Annotated in this window: 16 protein-coding genes; 8 read left to right on the top strand and 8 right to left on the bottom strand. The window is 53.4% G+C overall.

Going from position 1 to position 18,400, the window contains the following annotated elements:
* The first annotated feature begins 10 nt into the window (after nt 1–10).
* The 7 genes from FY034_RS13400 to FY034_RS13370 all read left to right on the top strand — a co-directional run bounded on the left by FY034_RS13400 (nt 11) and on the right by FY034_RS13370 (nt 6,911).
* Nucleotides 11–361: a DUF4212 domain-containing protein gene (locus FY034_RS13400; RefSeq protein WP_265551368.1), complete on the top strand. Its 351-nt coding sequence runs from the start codon at nt 11–13 to the stop codon at nt 359–361.
* On the top strand, nt 361–1,890 hold the full coding sequence (locus FY034_RS13395) for a sodium:solute symporter family transporter (RefSeq protein WP_265551365.1): 1,530 nt from the start codon (nt 361–363) through the stop codon (nt 1,888–1,890). Before FY034_RS13400 ends, FY034_RS13395 begins: the two co-directional genes overlap by 1 nt.
* On the top strand, nt 1,890–3,101 hold the full coding sequence (locus FY034_RS13390; RefSeq protein ID WP_265551363.1) for a putative nucleotidyltransferase substrate binding domain-containing protein: 1,212 nt from the start codon (nt 1,890–1,892) through the stop codon (nt 3,099–3,101). The genes FY034_RS13395 and FY034_RS13390 overlap by 1 nt, the downstream gene beginning before the upstream one ends.
* Nucleotides 3,098–3,973, top strand: coding sequence for a sugar phosphate isomerase/epimerase family protein (locus tag FY034_RS13385; protein WP_265551361.1), 876 nt, complete (start codon nt 3,098–3,100; stop codon nt 3,971–3,973). The genes FY034_RS13390 and FY034_RS13385 overlap by 4 nt, the downstream gene beginning before the upstream one ends.
* Nucleotides 3,974–3,991: 18 nt before the next feature.
* A complete protein-coding gene (locus FY034_RS13380; RefSeq protein WP_265551358.1) occupies nt 3,992–4,774 on the top strand; it encodes an enoyl-CoA hydratase-related protein in 783 nt (260 codons plus the stop codon).
* 42 nt (nt 4,775–4,816) lie between these two features.
* Nucleotides 4,817–5,302, top strand: coding sequence for a hypothetical protein (locus tag FY034_RS13375; RefSeq protein WP_265551357.1), 486 nt, complete (start codon nt 4,817–4,819; stop codon nt 5,300–5,302).
* Nucleotides 5,303–5,465: 163 nt separating this feature from the next.
* A complete protein-coding gene (locus FY034_RS13370; RefSeq protein ID WP_265551355.1) occupies nt 5,466–6,911 on the top strand; it encodes a sigma-54-dependent transcriptional regulator in 1,446 nt (481 codons plus the stop codon).
* Here the strand turns inward: FY034_RS13370 and FY034_RS13365 are convergent.
* From FY034_RS13365 to FY034_RS13355, 3 genes are read right to left on the bottom strand one after another with little or no spacing between them, the layout of a single operon-like run.
* Nucleotides 6,908–8,494 carry an ATP-binding protein gene (locus FY034_RS13365; RefSeq protein ID WP_265551353.1) on the bottom strand — a complete coding sequence of 529 codons (1,587 nt, stop codon included), beginning with the start codon at nt 8,492–8,494 and terminating at the stop codon, nt 6,908–6,910. The genes FY034_RS13370 and FY034_RS13365 overlap by 4 nt on opposite strands.
* Nucleotides 8,491–9,363, bottom strand: a complete 873-nt coding sequence (locus tag FY034_RS13360; RefSeq protein WP_265551351.1) for an ABC transporter substrate-binding protein — start codon at nt 9,361–9,363, stop codon at nt 8,491–8,493. The genes FY034_RS13365 and FY034_RS13360 overlap by 4 nt, the downstream gene beginning before the upstream one ends.
* An 11-nt stretch (nt 9,364–9,374) precedes the next feature.
* On the bottom strand, nt 9,375–11,222 hold the full coding sequence (locus FY034_RS13355; RefSeq protein WP_265551349.1) for a TonB-dependent receptor plug domain-containing protein: 1,848 nt from the start codon (nt 11,220–11,222) through the stop codon (nt 9,375–9,377).
* 242 nt (nt 11,223–11,464) lie between these two features.
* Here FY034_RS13355 and gptM point away from each other — a divergent pair, with 242 nt between their 5' ends.
* Nucleotides 11,465–12,757 carry a geopeptide radical SAM maturase gene (gene gptM / locus FY034_RS13350; protein WP_265551347.1) on the top strand — a complete coding sequence of 431 codons (1,293 nt, stop codon included), beginning with the start codon at nt 11,465–11,467 and terminating at the stop codon, nt 12,755–12,757.
* Between the two features lie 707 nt (nt 12,758–13,464).
* Here gptM and FY034_RS13345 read toward each other — a convergent pair.
* The 5 genes from FY034_RS13345 to FY034_RS13325 form a co-directional block, all read right to left on the bottom strand.
* On the bottom strand, nt 13,465–14,811 hold the full coding sequence (locus FY034_RS13345) for a hypothetical protein (RefSeq protein WP_265551345.1): 1,347 nt from the start codon (nt 14,809–14,811) through the stop codon (nt 13,465–13,467).
* A gap of 14 nt (nt 14,812–14,825) precedes the next feature.
* Entirely contained in the window at nt 14,826–15,320 is a 495-nt protein-coding gene (locus FY034_RS13340) for a hypothetical protein (RefSeq protein ID WP_265551343.1), read from the bottom strand.
* A 255-nt stretch (nt 15,321–15,575) separates the two neighbouring features.
* A complete protein-coding gene (locus FY034_RS13335) occupies nt 15,576–15,908 on the bottom strand; it encodes a DUF86 domain-containing protein (RefSeq protein WP_265551341.1) in 333 nt (110 codons plus the stop codon).
* Nucleotides 15,905–16,192 carry a nucleotidyltransferase family protein gene (locus tag FY034_RS13330; protein ID WP_265551339.1) on the bottom strand — a complete coding sequence of 96 codons (288 nt, stop codon included), beginning with the start codon at nt 16,190–16,192 and terminating at the stop codon, nt 15,905–15,907. The genes FY034_RS13335 and FY034_RS13330 overlap by 4 nt, the downstream gene beginning before the upstream one ends.
* A gap of 188 nt (nt 16,193–16,380) precedes the next feature.
* Nucleotides 16,381–18,363: a hypothetical protein gene (locus FY034_RS13325; RefSeq protein WP_265551337.1), complete on the bottom strand. Its 1,983-nt coding sequence runs from the start codon at nt 18,361–18,363 to the stop codon at nt 16,381–16,383.
* Nucleotides 18,364–18,400: the final 37 nt, after the last annotated feature.

Below are 18,400 nucleotides of genomic sequence, written 5' to 3'. Positions count from 1 at the left end.
AGGTGCAGCCATGTCGGATGACGGTCTGAAGCGGAGCATCAATATCTTTAAACCGCTACCCGGGACCATGCAGGGTGAGGTGCAGGTGATTGCCATGCTGCTGGTTGCCTGTCTGCTGGCGGTGGTGGGCACCCAGGTTGCCATCTGGGTCCTGGAAGAGTCGCTGGACGGCTTCTGGCTGACCGAACTGATCTTCTTTAATCTGCCGATCCATTTCTGGATATCGGGGCAGTTCCTGCCGCTGCTGTTCATTGTGCTGGGGCTGGTCTTCAATCTCTGGATGGATCGTCATGAGCTCCGGCGGATGGAGGGGACGATTCGCTTCAGAGCAACAGGTCGCAAGAAGGGGGAGGTGCCCTGATGGTGGCGCAAGGTGTGCAGTTCATACCGCTCTTGATGGTTGCTGCTCTGTTCCTGCTCTTTATTGTCAGCGGTCTGGGCAGCAAGATGCGTCAGGCCAGTGACTACGGTTTTTCAGGCAGTTATAGCGGCCGGGTGGGCAGCGGCGCCGCCATTGCCAGCAACTGGATGAGCGCTGCCAGTATCCTGGGGCTGGCCGGTCTTTTCTATCTGAAGGGCTACTATGCCATGGCCTTTGTGATCGGCTGGACCGGCGGTTATGTGTTGCTGCTGGTACTGATGGCAACCCAGATCAGGCGTTTCGGCAAGTTTACCGCCCCGGATTTTGTCGGATTCCGTTATGAATCAGCCTCGGCCCGTACGGTGGTGGCGCTGATCTCGATTGTTATCTCAATCATCTATTGTGTGGCCCAGTTCAGGGGGATCGCCCTGCTGGTCTCCTGGCTCTTCGGCTTGCACTACAGGGAGGCTGTGTTAACCGGTGCCGCCCTGCTGGTCACCTTTGTGGTTATTTCCGGCACCCTGGGGGTGATCAGGAACCAGCGGCTGCAGTATTTTGTGCTGATCATCGCCTTTGTCCTGCCGTTGATGTTCATCAACCGCAAGCTGGGGTACTTCTGGGTACTGCCGCAGTTTGGCTATGGTGAGGCAATCACCACCCTCCAGGAACAGTTCGGTTTCTACTGGTCAGAGCCGTTTGCCTCGATTTCGCTCTTCCAGTGGCTGGCGCTCTGTTTCACCCTGATGTTCGGTACCGCCGGGCTACCCCATGTCCTTTCCCGTTTTTATCTGGCCCCCAGTATGCGCGACGCCCGCTGGGGGGTGGTCTGGGGTCTGTTCTTCATCTCCCTGATCTACTGGTCGGCTCCGGCCTACGGGGTGCTGGCCCGTCTGTTTGATGCCCGGGCCGGTAATGCCTTCAAGCTGCCGGACCCGGCAACGGCGGATCTGGTAACCCTGACAGCGGTTACCCAGGCCGGCTTGCCAAGCTGGGTGCTGGGGCTTTTGGTGGCCGGCGGCATGGCTGCCGCCTTTTATGCCGCTGCCGGCCTGCTGCAGTCCGGGGCTGCCGCCTTTGCCTACGATATCTACCCCCGTTTTATCAATCGCAGCGCAAGCGATAGTGACAAGGTCAATGCTGCCAAAGGGACCTTTTTGCTGCTGGCCGGCATTGTGATGCTGTTCTCCCTGAACCAGGTGGGGCTGATTGCCGAGATTGCGGCAGTAGCCTTTGCCCTGGCCGGCAACACGATCTTCCCGGCCTTTCTGCTGGGGATCTGGTGGAGCCGCACCAATGCCGCCGGTGTGCTGAGCGGTATGCTGGTCGGTGTCCTGATTACCGCCGCCTCTCCCTTGTTCGGGGATCTGGTGCCGTTGGTCAAGGTGCTCTTCCCCCTGACCTCTTCAGCCTTTATCGGCGCACCACTGGTCAGTCTGGTTATGATTGTCGTGTCGCTGCTCACCCGTCCCCCCTCTGACGAGATGGTTGCCTTCCTGATTCGTGATGTCCATGACACCGGAGGGAAATAATGGCGCTTCTGCTTGCAAAAGGTGAGGATTTTGCCTCCTGGCGCGGAGTGGAGGAGTTTGCGGTTGCCTATCGTGAGGCCGCAGTCCGCCTCGCATCCCGCCGCCACCCGGAGGGGATCGCACAGCTGCTGGAGTTGAGCGAGGACCTGCTCGCCGCTGTTGAACGTGAAAACAGCAGCATGGGCGAAGGGTTGGAGAGGCTGGTCAAGGAGCTCTCCTCTGCCGGAGAGCAGTCTCAGCTGCGCACCCTGCTGGCTGATTTCTACGACCGTGCCTACCGGCATTTTGGCCGCTTCGGCTCTCCGATCGCGATGTTCAGCATGACAGAAACCTTTCTGTCTGCCTTGGGCGACTGCTGTCTGCGTCTGGCCAGACAACAGATTGACGCTCCTCTGCCGCCGTTGGCCCTGTTGGTTATGGGGCCGGCCGGCCGTCGCGAAGCGACCCGTTTTTGCCGGGTGCAGCTGGCGCTGGTCTGGGATGGCGAGGTGCCTGAGGCGTTGATGGTCCAGCTGGGAGAGGCGCTGGTTGCCTGGTTGCGGGTCTGCGGTGTTGTCCTTGAGGAGACCATAACACCGCTTAATCCTGACTGGCGCGGCAGTCTTGACCAGTGGCAGGCCCGTTTTGAAGCGGCGGCAGCCAAAAAGGACCAGCGTGTACTGATTGAACTGCTGCGTCTGACAGACCGGACTGTGCTGGCCGGTGACAGTGCCGTTGCCGACAGCTTTGGAAACCAGTGTCAGCAGTATCTCGGCCAGCGGGACTTTGTCGCCAACCTGGTGGAACGCTGTCTGTTGCTCTCAAACGGTGTCGGCATGATGGGCAGCCTTAAACTTGAGAAAAGCGGTCCCCATCGGGGCGGTTTCTCGCTGCTTGATCATGCCTTTCTGCCCCTGGCTGCTGCGGTGGCAGCACTGAGCCTGATGCATGGGATCAATCTGACAGGAACGCCGGAACGGCTGCGCGGGCTGGTGCGGATCAGCAAGCTGGATGTTGATCTGGCAGAACGCACCCTGCATGCCTGGTACTGTTTCAGTGAACACCGGCTTGTGCTTGAGCAAACGGCACTGCCGGGGCTGGACTGCAGGGATATTCTCTATCTGCCGACGGCAGCACTGGGGGCTGCCGAGTCTGAACGGCTGCGGCTCTCGCTGGAGACGGTTGGCGACCTGCAGCGCTATCTGCAGGTCAGTTTTGGTGCCTACAGATGAGCAGCAGTCTGAAGATATCGCTCTCAAGCGGATCTTTATTTACCCTGCCGATGCGCCGGGCCTTTGAACTGTCTGCCGAAGCCGGTTTTGACGGGGTTGAGCTGATCATCAACCAGGACTTTCAACGGGTTAACCCGGTCAAGGTGGTTCGCTCCCTGCAGGAAATTGCACCGATCAACTCCATTCATGCCCCCTTTATGCCGCTGGACGGCTGGGGCGGACCGATCCAATCACTCTTTCACAGTATTGAACTTGCTGCAGATACCGGTATCCCGCTGGTAAACTTCCATCCGCCATCCTGGATGGGGATGGAGATCGGGTTCTGGCGCTGGCTGTATCGTATCCGGGATTTTCAAAAAGAGATCGGCATTGATGGCGAGGTGCTGGTTACGATAGAAAACATGCCCTGTATCGGCCGTTTCAAGCTGAATCCCAATATCCTCTCCTCCACCCGGGATATGATCACCTTTATTCACGATCACAACCTCTTTCTTACCTTTGACACCACCCATATGGGGTCAGGCAAGGCCAACTTCATTAATGACTTCTACCTGTTCTACGAATCAGGACGGATCCGTAATATCCATTTCTCGGACTATGGCTTTGACCGCGAACATCTGATCCCCGGCCATGGCCGCCTGCCGTTGACCCGCTTTCTGAACCACCTGAAACATACCGACTACAAAGGCTGTGTCACCCTTGAAGTCAGTCCCCATGAGTTTCCGAAAAATGAAGAGGTCATCCTGCAAAGCCTGAAAGAGCTGCAGACCTATATGCGGGTTGAAACCGGCATGTTGCCGGTTGAGGCGATGGAGGATTTTGAGGTGTTGACACCGGTTGATATTGATGAGGGAGTGTATGGCGAACTGTGACAGGGGGAGGGTAAAACGGTGACGACGACGACACTGATGGTTGAGAACAAGGATGGTATTGCCAACATAACGGTTAACCGGCCGGCCAGCATGAATGCCATGACCGTTACGACACTGCAGGAGCTGAGCGTTGTTGTGCAGGAATTGTCAGCCTCTGCAGCGGTGCGGGCTGTCATCATTACCGGTGCGGGTGAAAAGGCCTTTATCGCCGGTGGTGACATTGCCATGCTGCAGAAACTGGGGCCTGTTGCCGCACGGGAGCTGGCACTGCTGGCCCATGGGCTCTGCCGGGCCATTGAGCAGAGCCCCAAGCCCTTTATTGCCGCAGTGAACGGGTATGCCCTCGGCGGCGGCTGTGAACTTGCCCTCTGCTGCGACCTGCGGATTGCAGCGGAGAACGCCAGGTTCGGGCAGCCCGAGATCAATATCGGCATCCTGCCCGGTTTTGGCGGTTCCCAGCGCCTGCCCCGTCTGGTGGGCAAGGGCAGGGCGCTGGAGATGATTCTGACCGGCGATATGATTGATGCCCAGGAGGCCTGGCGGATCGGCCTGGTCAACAAGGTCGTGCCGGCAGCAGAACTGATGGCTGCTGCAAACGCGATTGCGCAGAAGCTGGCCGGTAAGAGCCTGATGGCCCTCAAACTCTGCAAAGAGGTGGTGGTAAACGGCCTGGAGATGGACCTTGACCGGGCCTGCAGCTACGAAGCCGACCTGTTTGCGTTAAGCTTTGCCACCGCTGACCAGCAGGAAGGGATGGCCGCCTTTCTGGAAAAACGTGCGCCGGTCTTTAGCGACCGGTAAGTATTGATGGCAGCAGGCCCGGGCCTGGAAAGGGGAGATGACATGCACGCTGTTTTCCGTATGCTGATAATGGGGGTGACGCTTCTGTGCGGTCTGGTGGCAACCGCACCTGCGGCCGAATGGCAGCTCAAGGAAATGGGGGTCGGCGTCTATGACGAATCGGCAGGATACGACACGGTGCTTTCAGTACTTCAGCGGGGGGAACGCTGGTCACAGAAGCAGCTCTATGACCAGGGCTACTTTGCCAACCGGGACAAGAAATTTGGTGCCTGGCTGGTTGGGCCTCCGGTAGACAGCTATCTGAACCGTTACGGAGTGCCCCTCTATGGTTACCGCTACCGTCTGACCGAGCCCTCCGGCAAAAGCAGCCTGTCCGGCCCCCACAGTTTTTACAAGCCCGGCTTTACGACTGTTTTTATCAATGCCGGTGGCCAGACCGGTCCCTGGAAGATCGAGTTTTATCTCTGGAATCGCGACACCGCTACGGAGAGCCTGATCGGAGACCTGACATTCGTGATGGAACCGTAAATCTTTGCCGGCAATGGCAGCATCGAATCTTCCCAGGTAACTCTGGCACGACACACAACCATTCTGTGCCTTTTTCGTTCATGCCTGTCTGACATCTTGGCATACCTTCTGCTACGTTACCCAACACCCAATAATCTGTTGTTGCCTCAGGAGAACAAACGAGATGTCGAAACCTGCTCAAACGAAACAAGCACAAGGAGTTTTGCTGGTTGATGATGATGACGGATTCCTTGAAGAAGCCCGCCGCACCCTGCACAGCCAGGGGATAACCAATATCACAACCCTTCAGGACAGCAGTAAGGTTTTTCAGGAGCTCTCTGAGGGAGCCCACAGCGTACTGATACTCGACTGGGTCATGCCCGGTCTGAGCGGTGCAGACCTGCTGCCGGAGATCGTCAGGCAGTACCCGTATCTGCCGGTCATCATCCTGACCGGTGTGGCTGATCTTGAGAACGTGGTCAACTGTATCAAACAGGGCGCCTATGACTACATAACCAAACCCCTTGACGCCAATCGGCTGGTTTCCATTGTCCAGAAGGCCTTTACCACAGAAGAACTGGCCAGCCAGAACAAGAAGCTGACAGGGTACCTGCAGGGGCAGCCACTTGAAGATCCTGAATGCTTCAGTGATATCATCAGCTGTAGTGAGCGGATGCAGTCGCTTTTCAAGATTATTGAAGCCATGCGCCATTCAAGGCAGCCCGTTCTGATTACCGGTGAGACCGGTGTCGGCAAGGAGCTGATCGCCAAGGCCATTCACAGATCCAGCGGCCTGAGGGGGCCCATGGTGACTGTCAACGTGGCCGGGCTGGATGACAACATGTTCTCCGACTCCCTCTTTGGTCACAAAAAAGGGGCATTTACCGGAGCGACTGAAAGCCGGGAGGGGTTGATCGAAAAGGCAAAGGACGGCACACTGTTTCTGGACGAGATCGGAGAGATCAGCGTCCAGTCGCAGGTTAAACTGCTCCGGCTTATTCAGCAGAATGAATATTACCGTGTCGGTTCCGATGTGCTGCAAAAAAGCAGCGCCCGCATCATTGCCGCTTCAAACGCCAATTTCGAGGCCCTCTTCGAATCCGGCGCCTTCCGTCAGGATCTCTACTACCGGATCAGTGCCCACTCCCTGCATGTCCCGGCACTGCGAGAGCGCCGCGAAGATATCCTGCCCCTGGCCGAGCATTATGCGGCCCGCATAGCACTAGAGCTGAAAAAGGTGATCCCACGCTTTTCTCGCGAGGTGCGTAAGTCGCTCAGGTGTTATGATTTCCACGGCAATGTCAGGGAGCTGATCAACAAGATTAACAACGCAGTCACCAATAACCGTTCCGGCATCCTGCAGCCTGAGGATTTCCCAGGGGTGTCAACCGGTTGTGGCGGACTTAACAACATGATCCGCCGGATCGGCAGCAACCAGTTTGTGTTGCATGGCATCTTTTCGGAGTTTCCAACCTATGAAGAACTGGAGTTGCTCCTGACCGAAGAAGCCATTGAAGAGGCAAAGGGTAACCGCAGTGCCGCTGCCGAACTGCTGGGTGTCAGCAGGCCGACGCTGCAAAAGAAGCTGGATCAGTGCGACGGCAGGAAGTGGTCTGGCACAAAGTCTTAGCAGTCGTTGGCGGACGTAACCGGCAGGCATACGGTCACGATGGTCCCCTGGGGGCTGTTTGAACTGAACTCAATCCTGCCTTTGTGCTCGGTTATGATGAAGTTGGAGATGTAAAGCCCCAGGCCGCTGCCCCCCTTGTCAATCCGTGTGGAGGTAAACGGCTTGAACAGGTTCTGTGCAACCTGTTCGGGCAGTCCCTCTCCCTCGTCCATAACAATAATCCGAATCTCTTGCTGTGACGGGATGTGACAGGTTGTAATCGTGACACCTTCGCCGTTGCCGGGTGTTGCCTGCATGGCATTCAGCAGGAGGTTCACGACCACCTGCTCAATCTGGTTCTGGTTGCCGGTAATGGTCGGGAGAGCCGGGTCAAGCCGGTGTACGATCTTTACCTGGGCCTGACTGCCATGGGCGCGCACAATGGTTAAGGCCCCCTCTACAGCCTGATTGACCGATACTCCGGGGGCAAAGGCACTTCGTTCCCCCACATTGTAGGCCCTCAGATCCTGAATTACCCGCTCAACCCGTTCCGCGTTACGGCAGATGGACTCGGCAGCACTTGAAAATTCGTTTTTGGCTTCACTGAACTGAAGCCCGCCGACCTGAAAATTCCCCTCATCTTTTGCCACACCTTCGAGGATTGGCAGCAGGTCCTTCCAGGATCGCTGAATGTAGTGTCCTGCCAGCTTGATGGCGCCATTCGGTGTGTTGATGTTGTGCGCCATGCTGGAGATAAGCAGCCCCAACGACGTCATCCGGTTTGTCTGGATCATCTTGGCCATGAACTTGCGTTTTTCTTCCTGTATCTCAAGTTGCAACGCGTTCACCAGTTCAGCCTGCAGATTCTGGTTTTCCGTCTCACGCTCTTCCAGGGCGGCTGCCAGGCGGTTGACCGCCTGTGTGGCACGTCCCGCCTCGTCGTCGCTTTCCACCGGGATCTTTAAGGAAAAGTCCCCCTCCATCATCGTTCCCAGGCCTTGGGTCAGGAGGTCAAATGATCTGGTGATCCGCTTGAGTATGGGATAGGTTGCTGCAAGCACGGCAAGCCAGAACAGCAGCACGGCGGCTCCGGTCTTGAACAACGTGTTCCAGATGGAGAGTTTCAGGTCTCTGGTGTCGATTGAGACATGCACTAAACCGAATGGTGGGGGCATGGTTGCAGGACCGCCCGAAAGTGCCGAATCCACTGAAGGTGTTGACGCTGTTGCATGTACCGGCATCGCCTCTGTTGTCATGTCCGAGGGGGTGCCATGAATGTATTTTGAAGAACGTTCAACCAGGATACGCTTGTCGTGGTCAGCAATTACCACGTGAGCTACTTGAGGTGTTTCAAGCAGCGCATCAGCCAGGGTTTCAAGGGTGATAACATCGCCGGAGAATAATGGCAGTTTGACACTGTCTGCCAGTATGGTGGCCAGTAAGCGGGCTTTTTCCTTTGATCGCTGATGGTAGTTCTGTATCTCGTTGTTGGCGATAATGACCATGAAGGCGATGGCAATCACCAGGGTCAGGAGTGTAAACGCAATGAAAATTCTGCTCTGGAAACTGCGCAGAAACTGCTTTGTGTTGCTGAGCTGGTTCATCGGCTGCTTCCCGCCCTTGAGGCGCTATCCAGCGATAGGCCCAGTCTGCGCAGTACCGTGGGATTGCTCCTGAGTGACGATTTGCGGGGAAAGGTAGGTGCATGGGCTGAGACATCATCGCCATCCAGCAGGGCTGTGACTATTTCACCGGCCTGGCGCCCGATATCGTGCCGCTGTATTTCAACCGCCACTGCTGCGCCGGATTGCAGATAGGCGCTTGAAAACGCCACAACCGGCACCTGCTGTTGCATGGAGAACAGGAAGTAGGCATCGGTGGTCTCTCTGGTGACGGCGGTGTCGTCTGGCAGCAGCCAGAGTGCGTCAATCTCTCCCCGTAACGAAGCGAGTTGTCCCGTGACCTCCCTCGGGGACGAGACCTCGCGTACAATGGGCTCAATACCGTATCGAGGCGCTGATTGTTGAATCAAACGGATGTAATGGCCGCTCTTGACCGGGTTGCCGATGATGCCAACCCGTTTCAGCCCCATGGCGTTAAAGACGGTCAGATAGCGTTCCGGGGGGAGGTGCAGCTCAATACCGGTCAGGGCAGGGTGCCCCCCTGAGCCGCCGCGATAGTTGGGCGCCATCAGGACCACCACCGGAATCTGTCTGATTTTACGCGCAGAGAGATAGGCATTGTCTCCCAGGGCGATAATCAAGAGAGGGTGGTCTTCACGGGCAATCCGCTGCAGGTCAACATCCATGTAGTCACTTAGTACCAGTAGCCGTTCAGTGAAGCGGTGTACCGACCTGATCCCCTTCAGGGCTTCATCGTAGGCTGGCGCCCGGCTGCTCTGCAGAATCAGTACTTCATAGGCTTCAACACTGAGCGGCAGCAGTGCCAACAGTCCTAAAGCGGCTATCAGCATCTGCCATCGCCTCAAAACGAGATCCTCACGCCGCCTTCAACCCAGCGTCCGGTGTTCTTGAAAAACTCGTCAAGATACTGCGATCCGTTAAAGATGTTGCGGATGGAGAAGAACAGCTCCGGGGCGTGCTGCTTGCGGCCGAACGGCGTGGCGGTCAGGTGCAGATCCCAGATCATCCCCTGGTAGCTGCCGTTGCGGTAGCCGGCTGCATTCCACCAGATATGGCGGCCGTTCAGCACCCCCTTGAGGTACTGCCGGTCATCGTACTGCAGGCCCAGCAGCAGCGTATGCCGCGGGATGTCCTGGACGATCTGGTGGGTTGAGGTGTTGCGGGCATCAATATAATCGTAGCCTGCTGATAGTGATGTGTTGAGCAGCGCGGCAGTCTTTGCCTCCACCTCAAAGCCCTGCTTGAGGTGGCGCTCATAATTGTTTGAAGAAGAACTGCTGCTGACAACATCCCAGATGTCATTACGGAACAGGGTACCTTTCAGCCAGAGATACGGTATGGTGGTGCTTTCAAAACCGATTTGTGACGTCCAGACCTTCTCTGAGGTGCGATCCAGCAAAAAGGCCGGCAGGCTGTAACCTCGGGCCGTGTAGGCGCGCAGCAGTGTGGTGTCGGTCAGCTGCCAGGTAATGCCGAAGGAGGGGCTGAACTGATCACCGGAGGTGCCGGTCAGGTCAAGCCGCACGCCAGGTGAAAAAGAGAAATTGCCAACGGTCAGGGTGTCGTTCAGGTAAAAACCCCAGCGATCAGCCTTCTGCTTTTGCCTATCTGTTGTGCTGCTGTAAGCATCCTGCGGGTCGTATATTATGCTATTTACTTGGAGCCAAGTGTGTTCGTATTCTACGCCAATAGCTAACAGGTTTTTTGGGTTTCGCCAGAGGATTTTGCCAGAGGCTCCAGATACAGTCTCGTCAATTGTGGCGATTTGAAGAGGCTGATAGGTGCTGAGTAGGCCAAATTCCTTGCCGATTTTCCTGGTGACGTGCCGCCCGTTAAGCTCCAGTTCAAGCTGATCCGTTAGTGCTGTTCTCAGCGTAAGGGTGCTGAACAGCTGGCGGGGGTATGTCTCCTCTTTCCAGTCCCGTGGAGCAAAGGCAAAGTCACCGCGGTTGGCCTGGCTGTAGCCGAATGTGCCGGATAGTTGCCCCGTGCCCGGCAGGTCGCACACAAGCTTGGCATAGGCGTTGCTATAATCCCCATGATTGTTGGCAAGTAGCCCCTTGGAGCCGCTGTAGCCCCCAGAGAGGTAGTAGCCGAACCGTTCAATGCTCCCGGATAGTTCGGCACCGCTGTCACTGGTGCGCCGCTCGCCAACTGAGCTGGACAGGCTGCCGCCGCTTCTTCTCTCCCGGTCAGGTGCCTTGGTGATAACATTGATCACCCCGCCCAGGGCTTGGCCCCAGGATGATGAGGCCGCACCCTTGACGATCTCGACCCGTTCAATGATCCGGGCTGGGATCAGGCCGATATCGCTGAAGTTGTCACCAAGGTTGTTGAACGGTACCCCGTCAACCATCACCAAAATGTGGTTGAAGGAAGATCCTTGTATATGCAAATACGCAGCACTGCCTAGGGTCCTGAGGGACTCAAGCTGCATGCCGGGTACGGTGGCAAGGATATCGGCCAGGGTATGGGCGTTAATGGCCTGGATCTCAGCGGCGGTTACCACGGTGACGTTTTCAGCGGTATGGGAAACCGGCTTGGGCAGGCGGCTGGCAGAGACGGTCTCTCCCTGCCAGGCATCAAGCAGCCCGATGCTGTCATCCGGCTCGGCAGCTACAGCAAGCGGTGCCGCGAGCAGCCAGAGGGGCAGCAGTATCTTCAGGCTATGGCGTAGAATGGTTTTCATGGGTCAGTCAAGCACTCTAGCAGAATCCGTGCCTGCCTGTCCAATACCAGAGGGAGTTTTGCACCAACACAAAGAAAGGAGGTAACGACCATGGAGCGAATCGACGTGCTTGAACAGGGATCATGTTCATTCATCGACATCCCGACCTATAGCTGCTGCTACGTTGCTTTGACTATTGTTCGGTAACACCAGCCTGGCTGCCATCAGGGGGAGCGCATCCCCCTGATGGTCTGGAGTATATCTTGGAACTTTCAATCTACCTTAAAACCTATTCCTATGCCCATGAGCCCGGAAAGCTGCTGGTCTATTCAACGGCCCGTGGCGCCATTGTGAAACTTGACAGCTCGGTTCTGGCCGATGCCCGGGACCAGAAACTTTCTGATCAGGAACAGGCCCTGTTGGCAAAAATAGGTGTTCTGGTCCCTGACCGGCTGGCTGAACAGGAGCAGATGCGGACCCTGTTTGAGGAAGGCAACCGCCGCAGCAGGCAGTTTACCGCCCTGGTTACCATGAACCTGGACTGCAATCTGGCCTGCGGTTACTGCTATGAGGATCATTTCAGGGGCAAGCGCTATATGACGCCAGAGACGGCCGACCTGCTGGTGCAGTACGTCTCTGCACAGATTGAGCGGGGGCTGGATGTCACGCTGGACTTCTACGGAGGCGAGGCGCTGCTTTCCCTGGCAATGATGAAGGATATTGCTGCTCGTGTGAGGCATAAGGCTTCAGAGGCCGGCACGCAGGCCTCCTTCAATCTGGTCAGTAACGCCACGCTGTTGACCCGTGAGGTGGCGCAGGAGCTCAAGGAGCTGGGCTTTGTCTCGGTCCGCTTTACCATTGACGGGCCACCGGATGTTCATAATCTGCAACGCCCGTTCATAAGCGGTAAAGGCAGCTTTGACCGGATCATTGAAAACCTTAATCAGACCTGTGATATCCTTTCTGTTCAGTTGGGCGGCAACTATACCAGGGATAACTACCGGAAATTCCCGCTGCTGTTGGATCTGCTCACTGAACGGGGGATCACGGCGGACCGGCTTGGATCAGTATTGTTCTCTCCGGTGACACCCAAGGCAGGTGAGGCAGGGTTAAGCGATTTTTCAAGCGGATGTGCCTGTCCCAATGATCCGTGGCTGATTGAGGCCAGTCTTTTTCTGCGCCATGAGATTCTCCGCCGTGGCTTCACTGCCCCTAAACCTAAACTGGTTGCCTGTATGGTTGAGTTCGATAACGACCTTGTCATCAGCTATGATGGTTCGTTGTATAAGTGCCCGGCCTTTATGGGATGGGAGGATATGTGTATCGGAACGCTGGCTGATGGCACAAACGATTACCGGGTGTCCCACAGGTTGGATATCTGGAAAAATGATGAATGTCTGAACTGCCCCTACCTGCCGCTCTGTTTTGGAGGCTGCCGGTTCCTGCGAAGATTACGTACCGGGGGCATTGACGGCGTTGACTGCCGTCGTGAGTATCTGGATGCTGCACTTGAACAGATCCTGCTTCAGGACCTGACCCTGAGAAAACGCCCCTGAAATTGCCTGCTGGGACCTGGTTGCAACTGTGTAACCTACATTAATTACACTATAATTTCAAAATAGCCGTGATCCTGTAAAGTTTTTTTACACATTAATAATGCATGTATATACAGTATGTTATGTAAATTGATGCGGTTTGTGTAAAATTATTTGCCAGTGCGATTGCGGCTTGGAGACGTTTTTTTGAGGGGGCGGGTGGCGGTTGTTTGCATCCATGATGTAGATAAATGGTTCGGTCAGATTTTTTTTGTCATTTGGGGATATGAAAAAATATGCGGTCTTGTCGGGCCGGGATATTAAAAAAAGAAAAGGGTCCGGCTGTATAGCCGGACCCTTGATTTTTTTTGGAGCGGGAAACGAGATTCGAATTCTCAATTCACACAAGATTTGTACTGTGTAACAATCTGTTATTATTTGTGTATTTAAAAAGTGTTGGCACTCCTGTAGGCGAGTATCGTTCGCAAATATACAGAGCCGTCCATAAGAGTTCAGCACTGTTGTCAAAAAAATGGTCAAATTCGGCTTTCAGTGTATGCATATAATTGCTGCTGTCTTGCTTACGCAGGTCTTGGCCCGCTTCGACCTTGGCGCCATAGAATAGGATCGCTCCGGAACGGCTTAACCACACGGTTCTGGGTAGCATGTTCTATCTGGGCGACAGTGGTCATACCAACCACACGGGTGTTCCGCAATCCTGTATCATCTCAAAACACCCGCATCTCAACCGGTTTTTCACTACCGGGCGAAGCAAACCAGATAGATTTTGTGTCTGCATTCCAAGACATAGGCAGACCGGTGTATGGATTGTTTAAATCAGGCCCAGATGTTGCCAGAAATGCCTTCATTCCCTCAGGTGTCACTCTCTTTTCAGATGCCTTCTGGGTCAGTTGCGCCAGACGGCGCATACCTTCCAGATCATGCACCTTGCGTGCGTAGCCACTGTACTGCAGGTTATAGCTCTTAATCGCCTGTGCTTCACCAAGCGGGTTGTAGACAAACGTCAAGTCGAGTTTGCGGACCTGAATCGGGCTGACTCCGCTCTGCTTTTTAATGTAGTCCGCAAGTGCAGGAGCAGTGAGGCTTGCAACGTGCTGATCATGGCGATATTGCGTATAAAGCTGATTTGCCATGGCGTTGGGCTTCAGCCACGCCAACAGCAGCCAATCAACTGGGTTATGTGATGCTTTGGCCAGCATCCGAAAAGTCGCCATGGTGCGTTCAGCCCAAATAGCCTCAGAACGCAAGACATCAGCAGTCTGCCATTGGCTGGCACCAAACTGTAGTGCTTGAGTTAGCTCCTCACGCTTTTCACCTGTAAGGCCAGGAAGACCTGATAACTCACTAACCAGATACAGTGAACTACGGAGCGCAGAGAAGGCATGGAACTTCATCATCAGGCTGGTATCGGCATTCGCTATGGCTAGCCAGAACGCCATTACCTGCTTTACCCCCTGCACAGCAGCATCACTATTGCCATTATGGGACTGCTGTCCAAGGTTCAGCAGATACAGCCGGTGCAGATCCAGCGTGGCGGATGTGCTTGGCAACGGCATCCAGATGCCCAGTTCCAGCGGTTCATAATACTGGCTAAATGTCAGCAGCCTGCGGTAACGGTTAAGCAGCAGTTCGTTACTCCGCAGCAGATCAGATACTTTTTGCGGGTTCTTTGCCACAAATTCCAACAGTCTGCCGCTTTTGTCATTGTCATGAAAGCCTGGAGGACGTCCATTTACCTTCAGAGCGGATCGTTTCTGTTCATACTCAGGCGGGTACTGGTAGAAATCAGTGAATTTCTTCTTCTGCAGTAGCGTTGTACGGTACCAATCCACCACCTCCTGACCTTCTGCAGCTGGATCAGATGCTGCCGGGAAATTCATACCAATCATATAGGGGTAAGCGTTTTTGCTCTCTGCGACACCACTTTCAGGCCGTTGCAGCAGCGTGCGTGCTTCCGGTGAAAGTGGCTGGTCATACCAGGCCAGCAGTGCTAGCACCAAACAATAACCAATAAACAGAAACCATCTTATCTGACCTACAGTAATCGTACGCATGGCTATCTCCTTGGTTAAAAGAACATCATCATCAGGTTCAGGTCGGCCAGCAGACTGTGCCGCAGCGCCAGCACAAACAACCAGCCAGCCAAGGCAAGGCCGCCACACCAAACCAGGTCTGCTGCAAGGGAGAGCATCAGAAAACGTCTGATAGAGGTGATACCCAGCAATTTCATTGCAAGACGGTTTGAAACCCACAAGAGCCAGGTGAACAGCAATAGGCCGATACCAAGCACTATCAACTGCACTAAGCCCAATCCTCCCAGGTAGTGCAATCCAACGATACCTGCTGTGACCGGCAAAAAAATCAGCCCGACCACTGACATCTGAACGGCGCGCAGTACCATCAGTTGAGTTGTTTCCTGTCCAATGTCCTCGCCAAAGCGAGAAATCACCAGCCGCTCCAGTTGAGTGCGCAGCGAAAGCACAAAACCAAGGGGGGGAGCCAGCAGAAAAGTCATAACGAACATGAGCGTTGGTGTAGCAAAAAAGCTGCCGGGTAAGATCATCAGGCTACTGCTGATCAGCAGGCCAGCCAGTAGATGGGCAGCAATGGCAAACCGTTCACCCTGCTGTTCTGTCAGGTGCTCTAACAGGGCGGTTGGATTTCTCAGATCTGTGAGTGATAGGGATAGCATGGGCATTCTCCTGAACATAACATTGATGGTCTTGGAGGATTAGACGGACAGATGGGGTGGGGCTAAAAAGAAACCCCGCCACGGCAAATGCCGGGCGGGGAATGGTCATCGAGAATGATAGCGTTTCTAACCCGTTATCTTTTGCAGTTCTGTAATCAGAAATGGAACATCATCAATAACAGAGCGCCAAACCAGCGTCAGGTCTACACCAAAATACTGGTGGATAAGCTTGTCTCTGAATCCTGCCAGGTCTTTCCAGGGGACAGACGAGAATTGGCCCCTAAACTCATCGGAAAGATTCTTGGTTGCTTCACCAATTATCTCAAACTGTCTGATAACAGCATCATGTACCATGCGGGTGCTACGGAAAGCCTCATAATCCAGACCGGCTGTATATTCCACAATCTGGTGCAAAGCATCCATGATGTGTGCATGATAGACCATATCATCCCGTATCATGCTTCAATCACCTTTAACTCTTGCCTGATTCGATCAACCAGATATGGGCTGATGGCCTGCTCTGTCAAAAGATCAATTTTTATACCCAGCATCTCAGACAGCTCTCGCTCTAGCCGGATAACGCCAAGTAGGCTTTTTTGCTCAGCAAACCAGACCATAAGATCAAGGTCGCTGTCAATGCGAGCCTCACCGCGGGCATATGAACCGAACACACCAACCTTTACGGCACCATGTGCCTTCATAAAATTGATTATGGTGGTATCAAACGGCGTAACGTGTGCCATTAGTTGCTCCAATAAACGCTTTTCGTAATAAATCTAATTCTACCATACGAACAGGCTTGCTGCCAGCAGGAAGAGAAACCCCGCCACGGCAAGGTGCCGGGGCGGGAGTGGAATGTCAGGTGAATATCATCTCAGTACAGTTATATGGATGTAATCTCACGAAACTCAGCACACTCGGAGAAAATCATTCAATTGCCACAGGCAAGATTCCCCGCTTCTCTAAAGTTATGATGATGGGCAAAAGAGCTAGACATACCACAACCAGCAGCCCATTTTTTACCATTTGAACAAATGTTGTATTCGCTTCCAACTCGATATCCTTTTGTACAGCGAATCTTAACTTCTGCAGAATCAATCTGCTTAACCACCTCAAAACATGTGTCCCCTGAATTACAGTATGAGGAAGGTGCGTTGGATGAGGTATTTGAATCTGGAGAAGCGCAAGAAACATCATTACCTTTTTTACCATCAACCCATGTTCCCGTGCATGTCCTGGAGCCACCAAAGAAACTTCTAGCCTCGTAGTAAGTACCGTAGCCATTCTGCATATCATCTTTCCACTCACCAGTGTGTGTATCCCCATCATTAAAGTAATAGACTCCGTAACCATTCCTCATATCATTTGAATAAGCTCCTTCATATCTGCCATTTTTGTGGATTGCAATGCCTTTACCATGGCGCTTGCCATCGACATAATCACCTGTATAGTTTCCAATACCGCCAGGAATAACAAGCTCACCTTTGCCATGCTTCTTTCCAGAACGCATTCCGCCTTTATATGTTGAAGTGACTTGTCCGTTTGAATACCATGTCAAAATACCGGTACCTGTTGCGTAGCCAGCTTGACACTTGCCTGTCCAACTAACTTTTTGTTCTGGCTTAGGCTCTGCATTAAATATTCTGCATCCTGTCCTTGTATCTGGTGTATATACCTCACCATTTACATAGTAGGAATCATACATTTTGCCATCAACAAGAGTCATACGACCGTTTCCATGAAGTTTGTCATATGCCCAGCCGCCTGCATAACTATTGCCATTCTGCCACTTATAAGTTCCGCTGCCATGCCTTTTGCCCCTAAGCATTTCTCCCTGATATCGCCCGGCGGCTTGATTGTTGTCTACATACCATTGTAGCACCCCACTACCGTGAGCATACCCATCTTTACAACCTCCTGACCATGATAATGTGTCATTTGGGTCAGGCGCAGGATTATATACTTTGCATTCAGTGGCTGGATCTATACTCCAATTTGACAATCCTTGCTGTGCAACATACGTGTCATATTCCACTCGATTCTGCCCAAAATATTTATCGTCAAATAGATAGTTAACTATAGGAGTGTTGTAATCCATACGGCCAGCAAAATAGCCTTCTACAGGGCCCCTGAATTTTCCACGAAACATAGTGCCGCTAAATGTATAGGTAAGATTTACACTTCCAGACCAACCTTTGGAAACATTTACATCCAACTCAAGTTTACCTCTGCCTTCAGCCAAATTGTTAACACACTTACCGTTCCACCTAGCCTGAATAATTCTTTCACTAGCACTCAAAAAACGGACAGAGCTGTCACCTTCTTTCATAACCCAATCAAATATATATCCTGAGCCATTTTGTGATTTAACCCATTCACTTACACCTCCATTGTACATAAAACCTACGTTACAGCCGTTTATGTCTTTATAGTAAATTCTAACTAATTCGAATTCATTGTTTTTAGCTTTATACTCAATAATAGTACCATTTCTGTCTAGCCTGATCACAATTCCTTCATATTTACCATCCTTGAAAGAGGCATCATCTTTTGTGCCATTTTTGAGTGTATATACCCCTTTGCCATTCATTTGACCATTTGCCCAACCACCAGTATACGAACTGCCGTCAGTCCATTTATAGGTGCCTGTGCCATGACGTTTGCCGTTGCTCATTTCACCATCATAAGAGCCAGCAGGATTCCCATTGCTAAACCACTGCAGGGTGCCACTACCGGAGGCATAGCCACCTTTACAGCTACCTGACCAGGTAACGCTATCGTCAGGCTCCACGGACGAATTGAAAACCTTGCATCCACTATCATTAGCTGGGGTGTAGCCCGGTTCCCCGGCATAAACTATGCCTGACAGCACTACAACAAGTGCCAATGTTAGCGGTAATTTTGCTCTCAACATGTATTGTCTCCTTTGATTTGAGTTGTTTGAAAACTAT

This window comes from Trichlorobacter lovleyi (assembly GCF_015239775.1).
Lineage (GTDB): Bacteria > Desulfobacterota > Desulfuromonadia > Geobacterales > Pseudopelobacteraceae > Trichlorobacter > Trichlorobacter lovleyi_B.
The sequence above is the reverse complement of the archived record's forward strand: the minus strand, read 5'-3'. Positions and strand labels throughout refer to the sequence as shown.

Excerpts from the sequence above, each read along its gene's own strand:
- FY034_RS13400 (WP_265551368.1), top strand. The coding sequence starts at position 11 with ATGTCGGATGACGGTCTGAAGCGGAGCATCAATATCTTTAAACCGCTA.
- FY034_RS13330 (WP_265551339.1), bottom strand. The coding sequence starts at position 16,192 with ATGGCACACGTTACGCCGTTTGATACCACCATAATCAATTTTATGAAG.
- FY034_RS13345 (WP_265551345.1), bottom strand. The coding sequence starts at position 14,811 with ATGCGTACGATTACTGTAGGTCAGATAAGATGGTTTCTGTTTATTGGT.
- FY034_RS13390 (WP_265551363.1), top strand. The coding sequence starts at position 1,890 with ATGGCGCTTCTGCTTGCAAAAGGTGAGGATTTTGCCTCCTGGCGCGGA.
- FY034_RS13360 (WP_265551351.1), bottom strand. The coding sequence starts at position 9,363 with ATGCTGATAGCCGCTTTAGGACTGTTGGCACTGCTGCCGCTCAGTGTT.
- FY034_RS13335 (WP_265551341.1), bottom strand. The coding sequence starts at position 15,908 with ATGATACGGGATGATATGGTCTATCATGCACACATCATGGATGCTTTG.
- FY034_RS13340 (WP_265551343.1), bottom strand. The coding sequence starts at position 15,320 with ATGATCTTACCCGGCAGCTTTTTTGCTACACCAACGCTCATGTTCGTT.
- FY034_RS13375 (WP_265551357.1), top strand. The coding sequence starts at position 4,817 with ATGCACGCTGTTTTCCGTATGCTGATAATGGGGGTGACGCTTCTGTGC.
- FY034_RS13370 (WP_265551355.1), top strand. The coding sequence starts at position 5,466 with ATGTCGAAACCTGCTCAAACGAAACAAGCACAAGGAGTTTTGCTGGTT.
- FY034_RS13355 (WP_265551349.1), bottom strand. The coding sequence starts at position 11,222 with ATGAAAACCATTCTACGCCATAGCCTGAAGATACTGCTGCCCCTCTGG.
- FY034_RS13385 (WP_265551361.1), top strand. The coding sequence starts at position 3,098 with ATGAGCAGCAGTCTGAAGATATCGCTCTCAAGCGGATCTTTATTTACC.
- FY034_RS13395 (WP_265551365.1), top strand. The coding sequence starts at position 361 with ATGGTGGCGCAAGGTGTGCAGTTCATACCGCTCTTGATGGTTGCTGCT.
- FY034_RS13325 (WP_265551337.1), bottom strand. The coding sequence starts at position 18,363 with ATGTTGAGAGCAAAATTACCGCTAACATTGGCACTTGTTGTAGTGCTG.
- FY034_RS13365 (WP_265551353.1), bottom strand. The coding sequence starts at position 8,494 with ATGAACCAGCTCAGCAACACAAAGCAGTTTCTGCGCAGTTTCCAGAGC.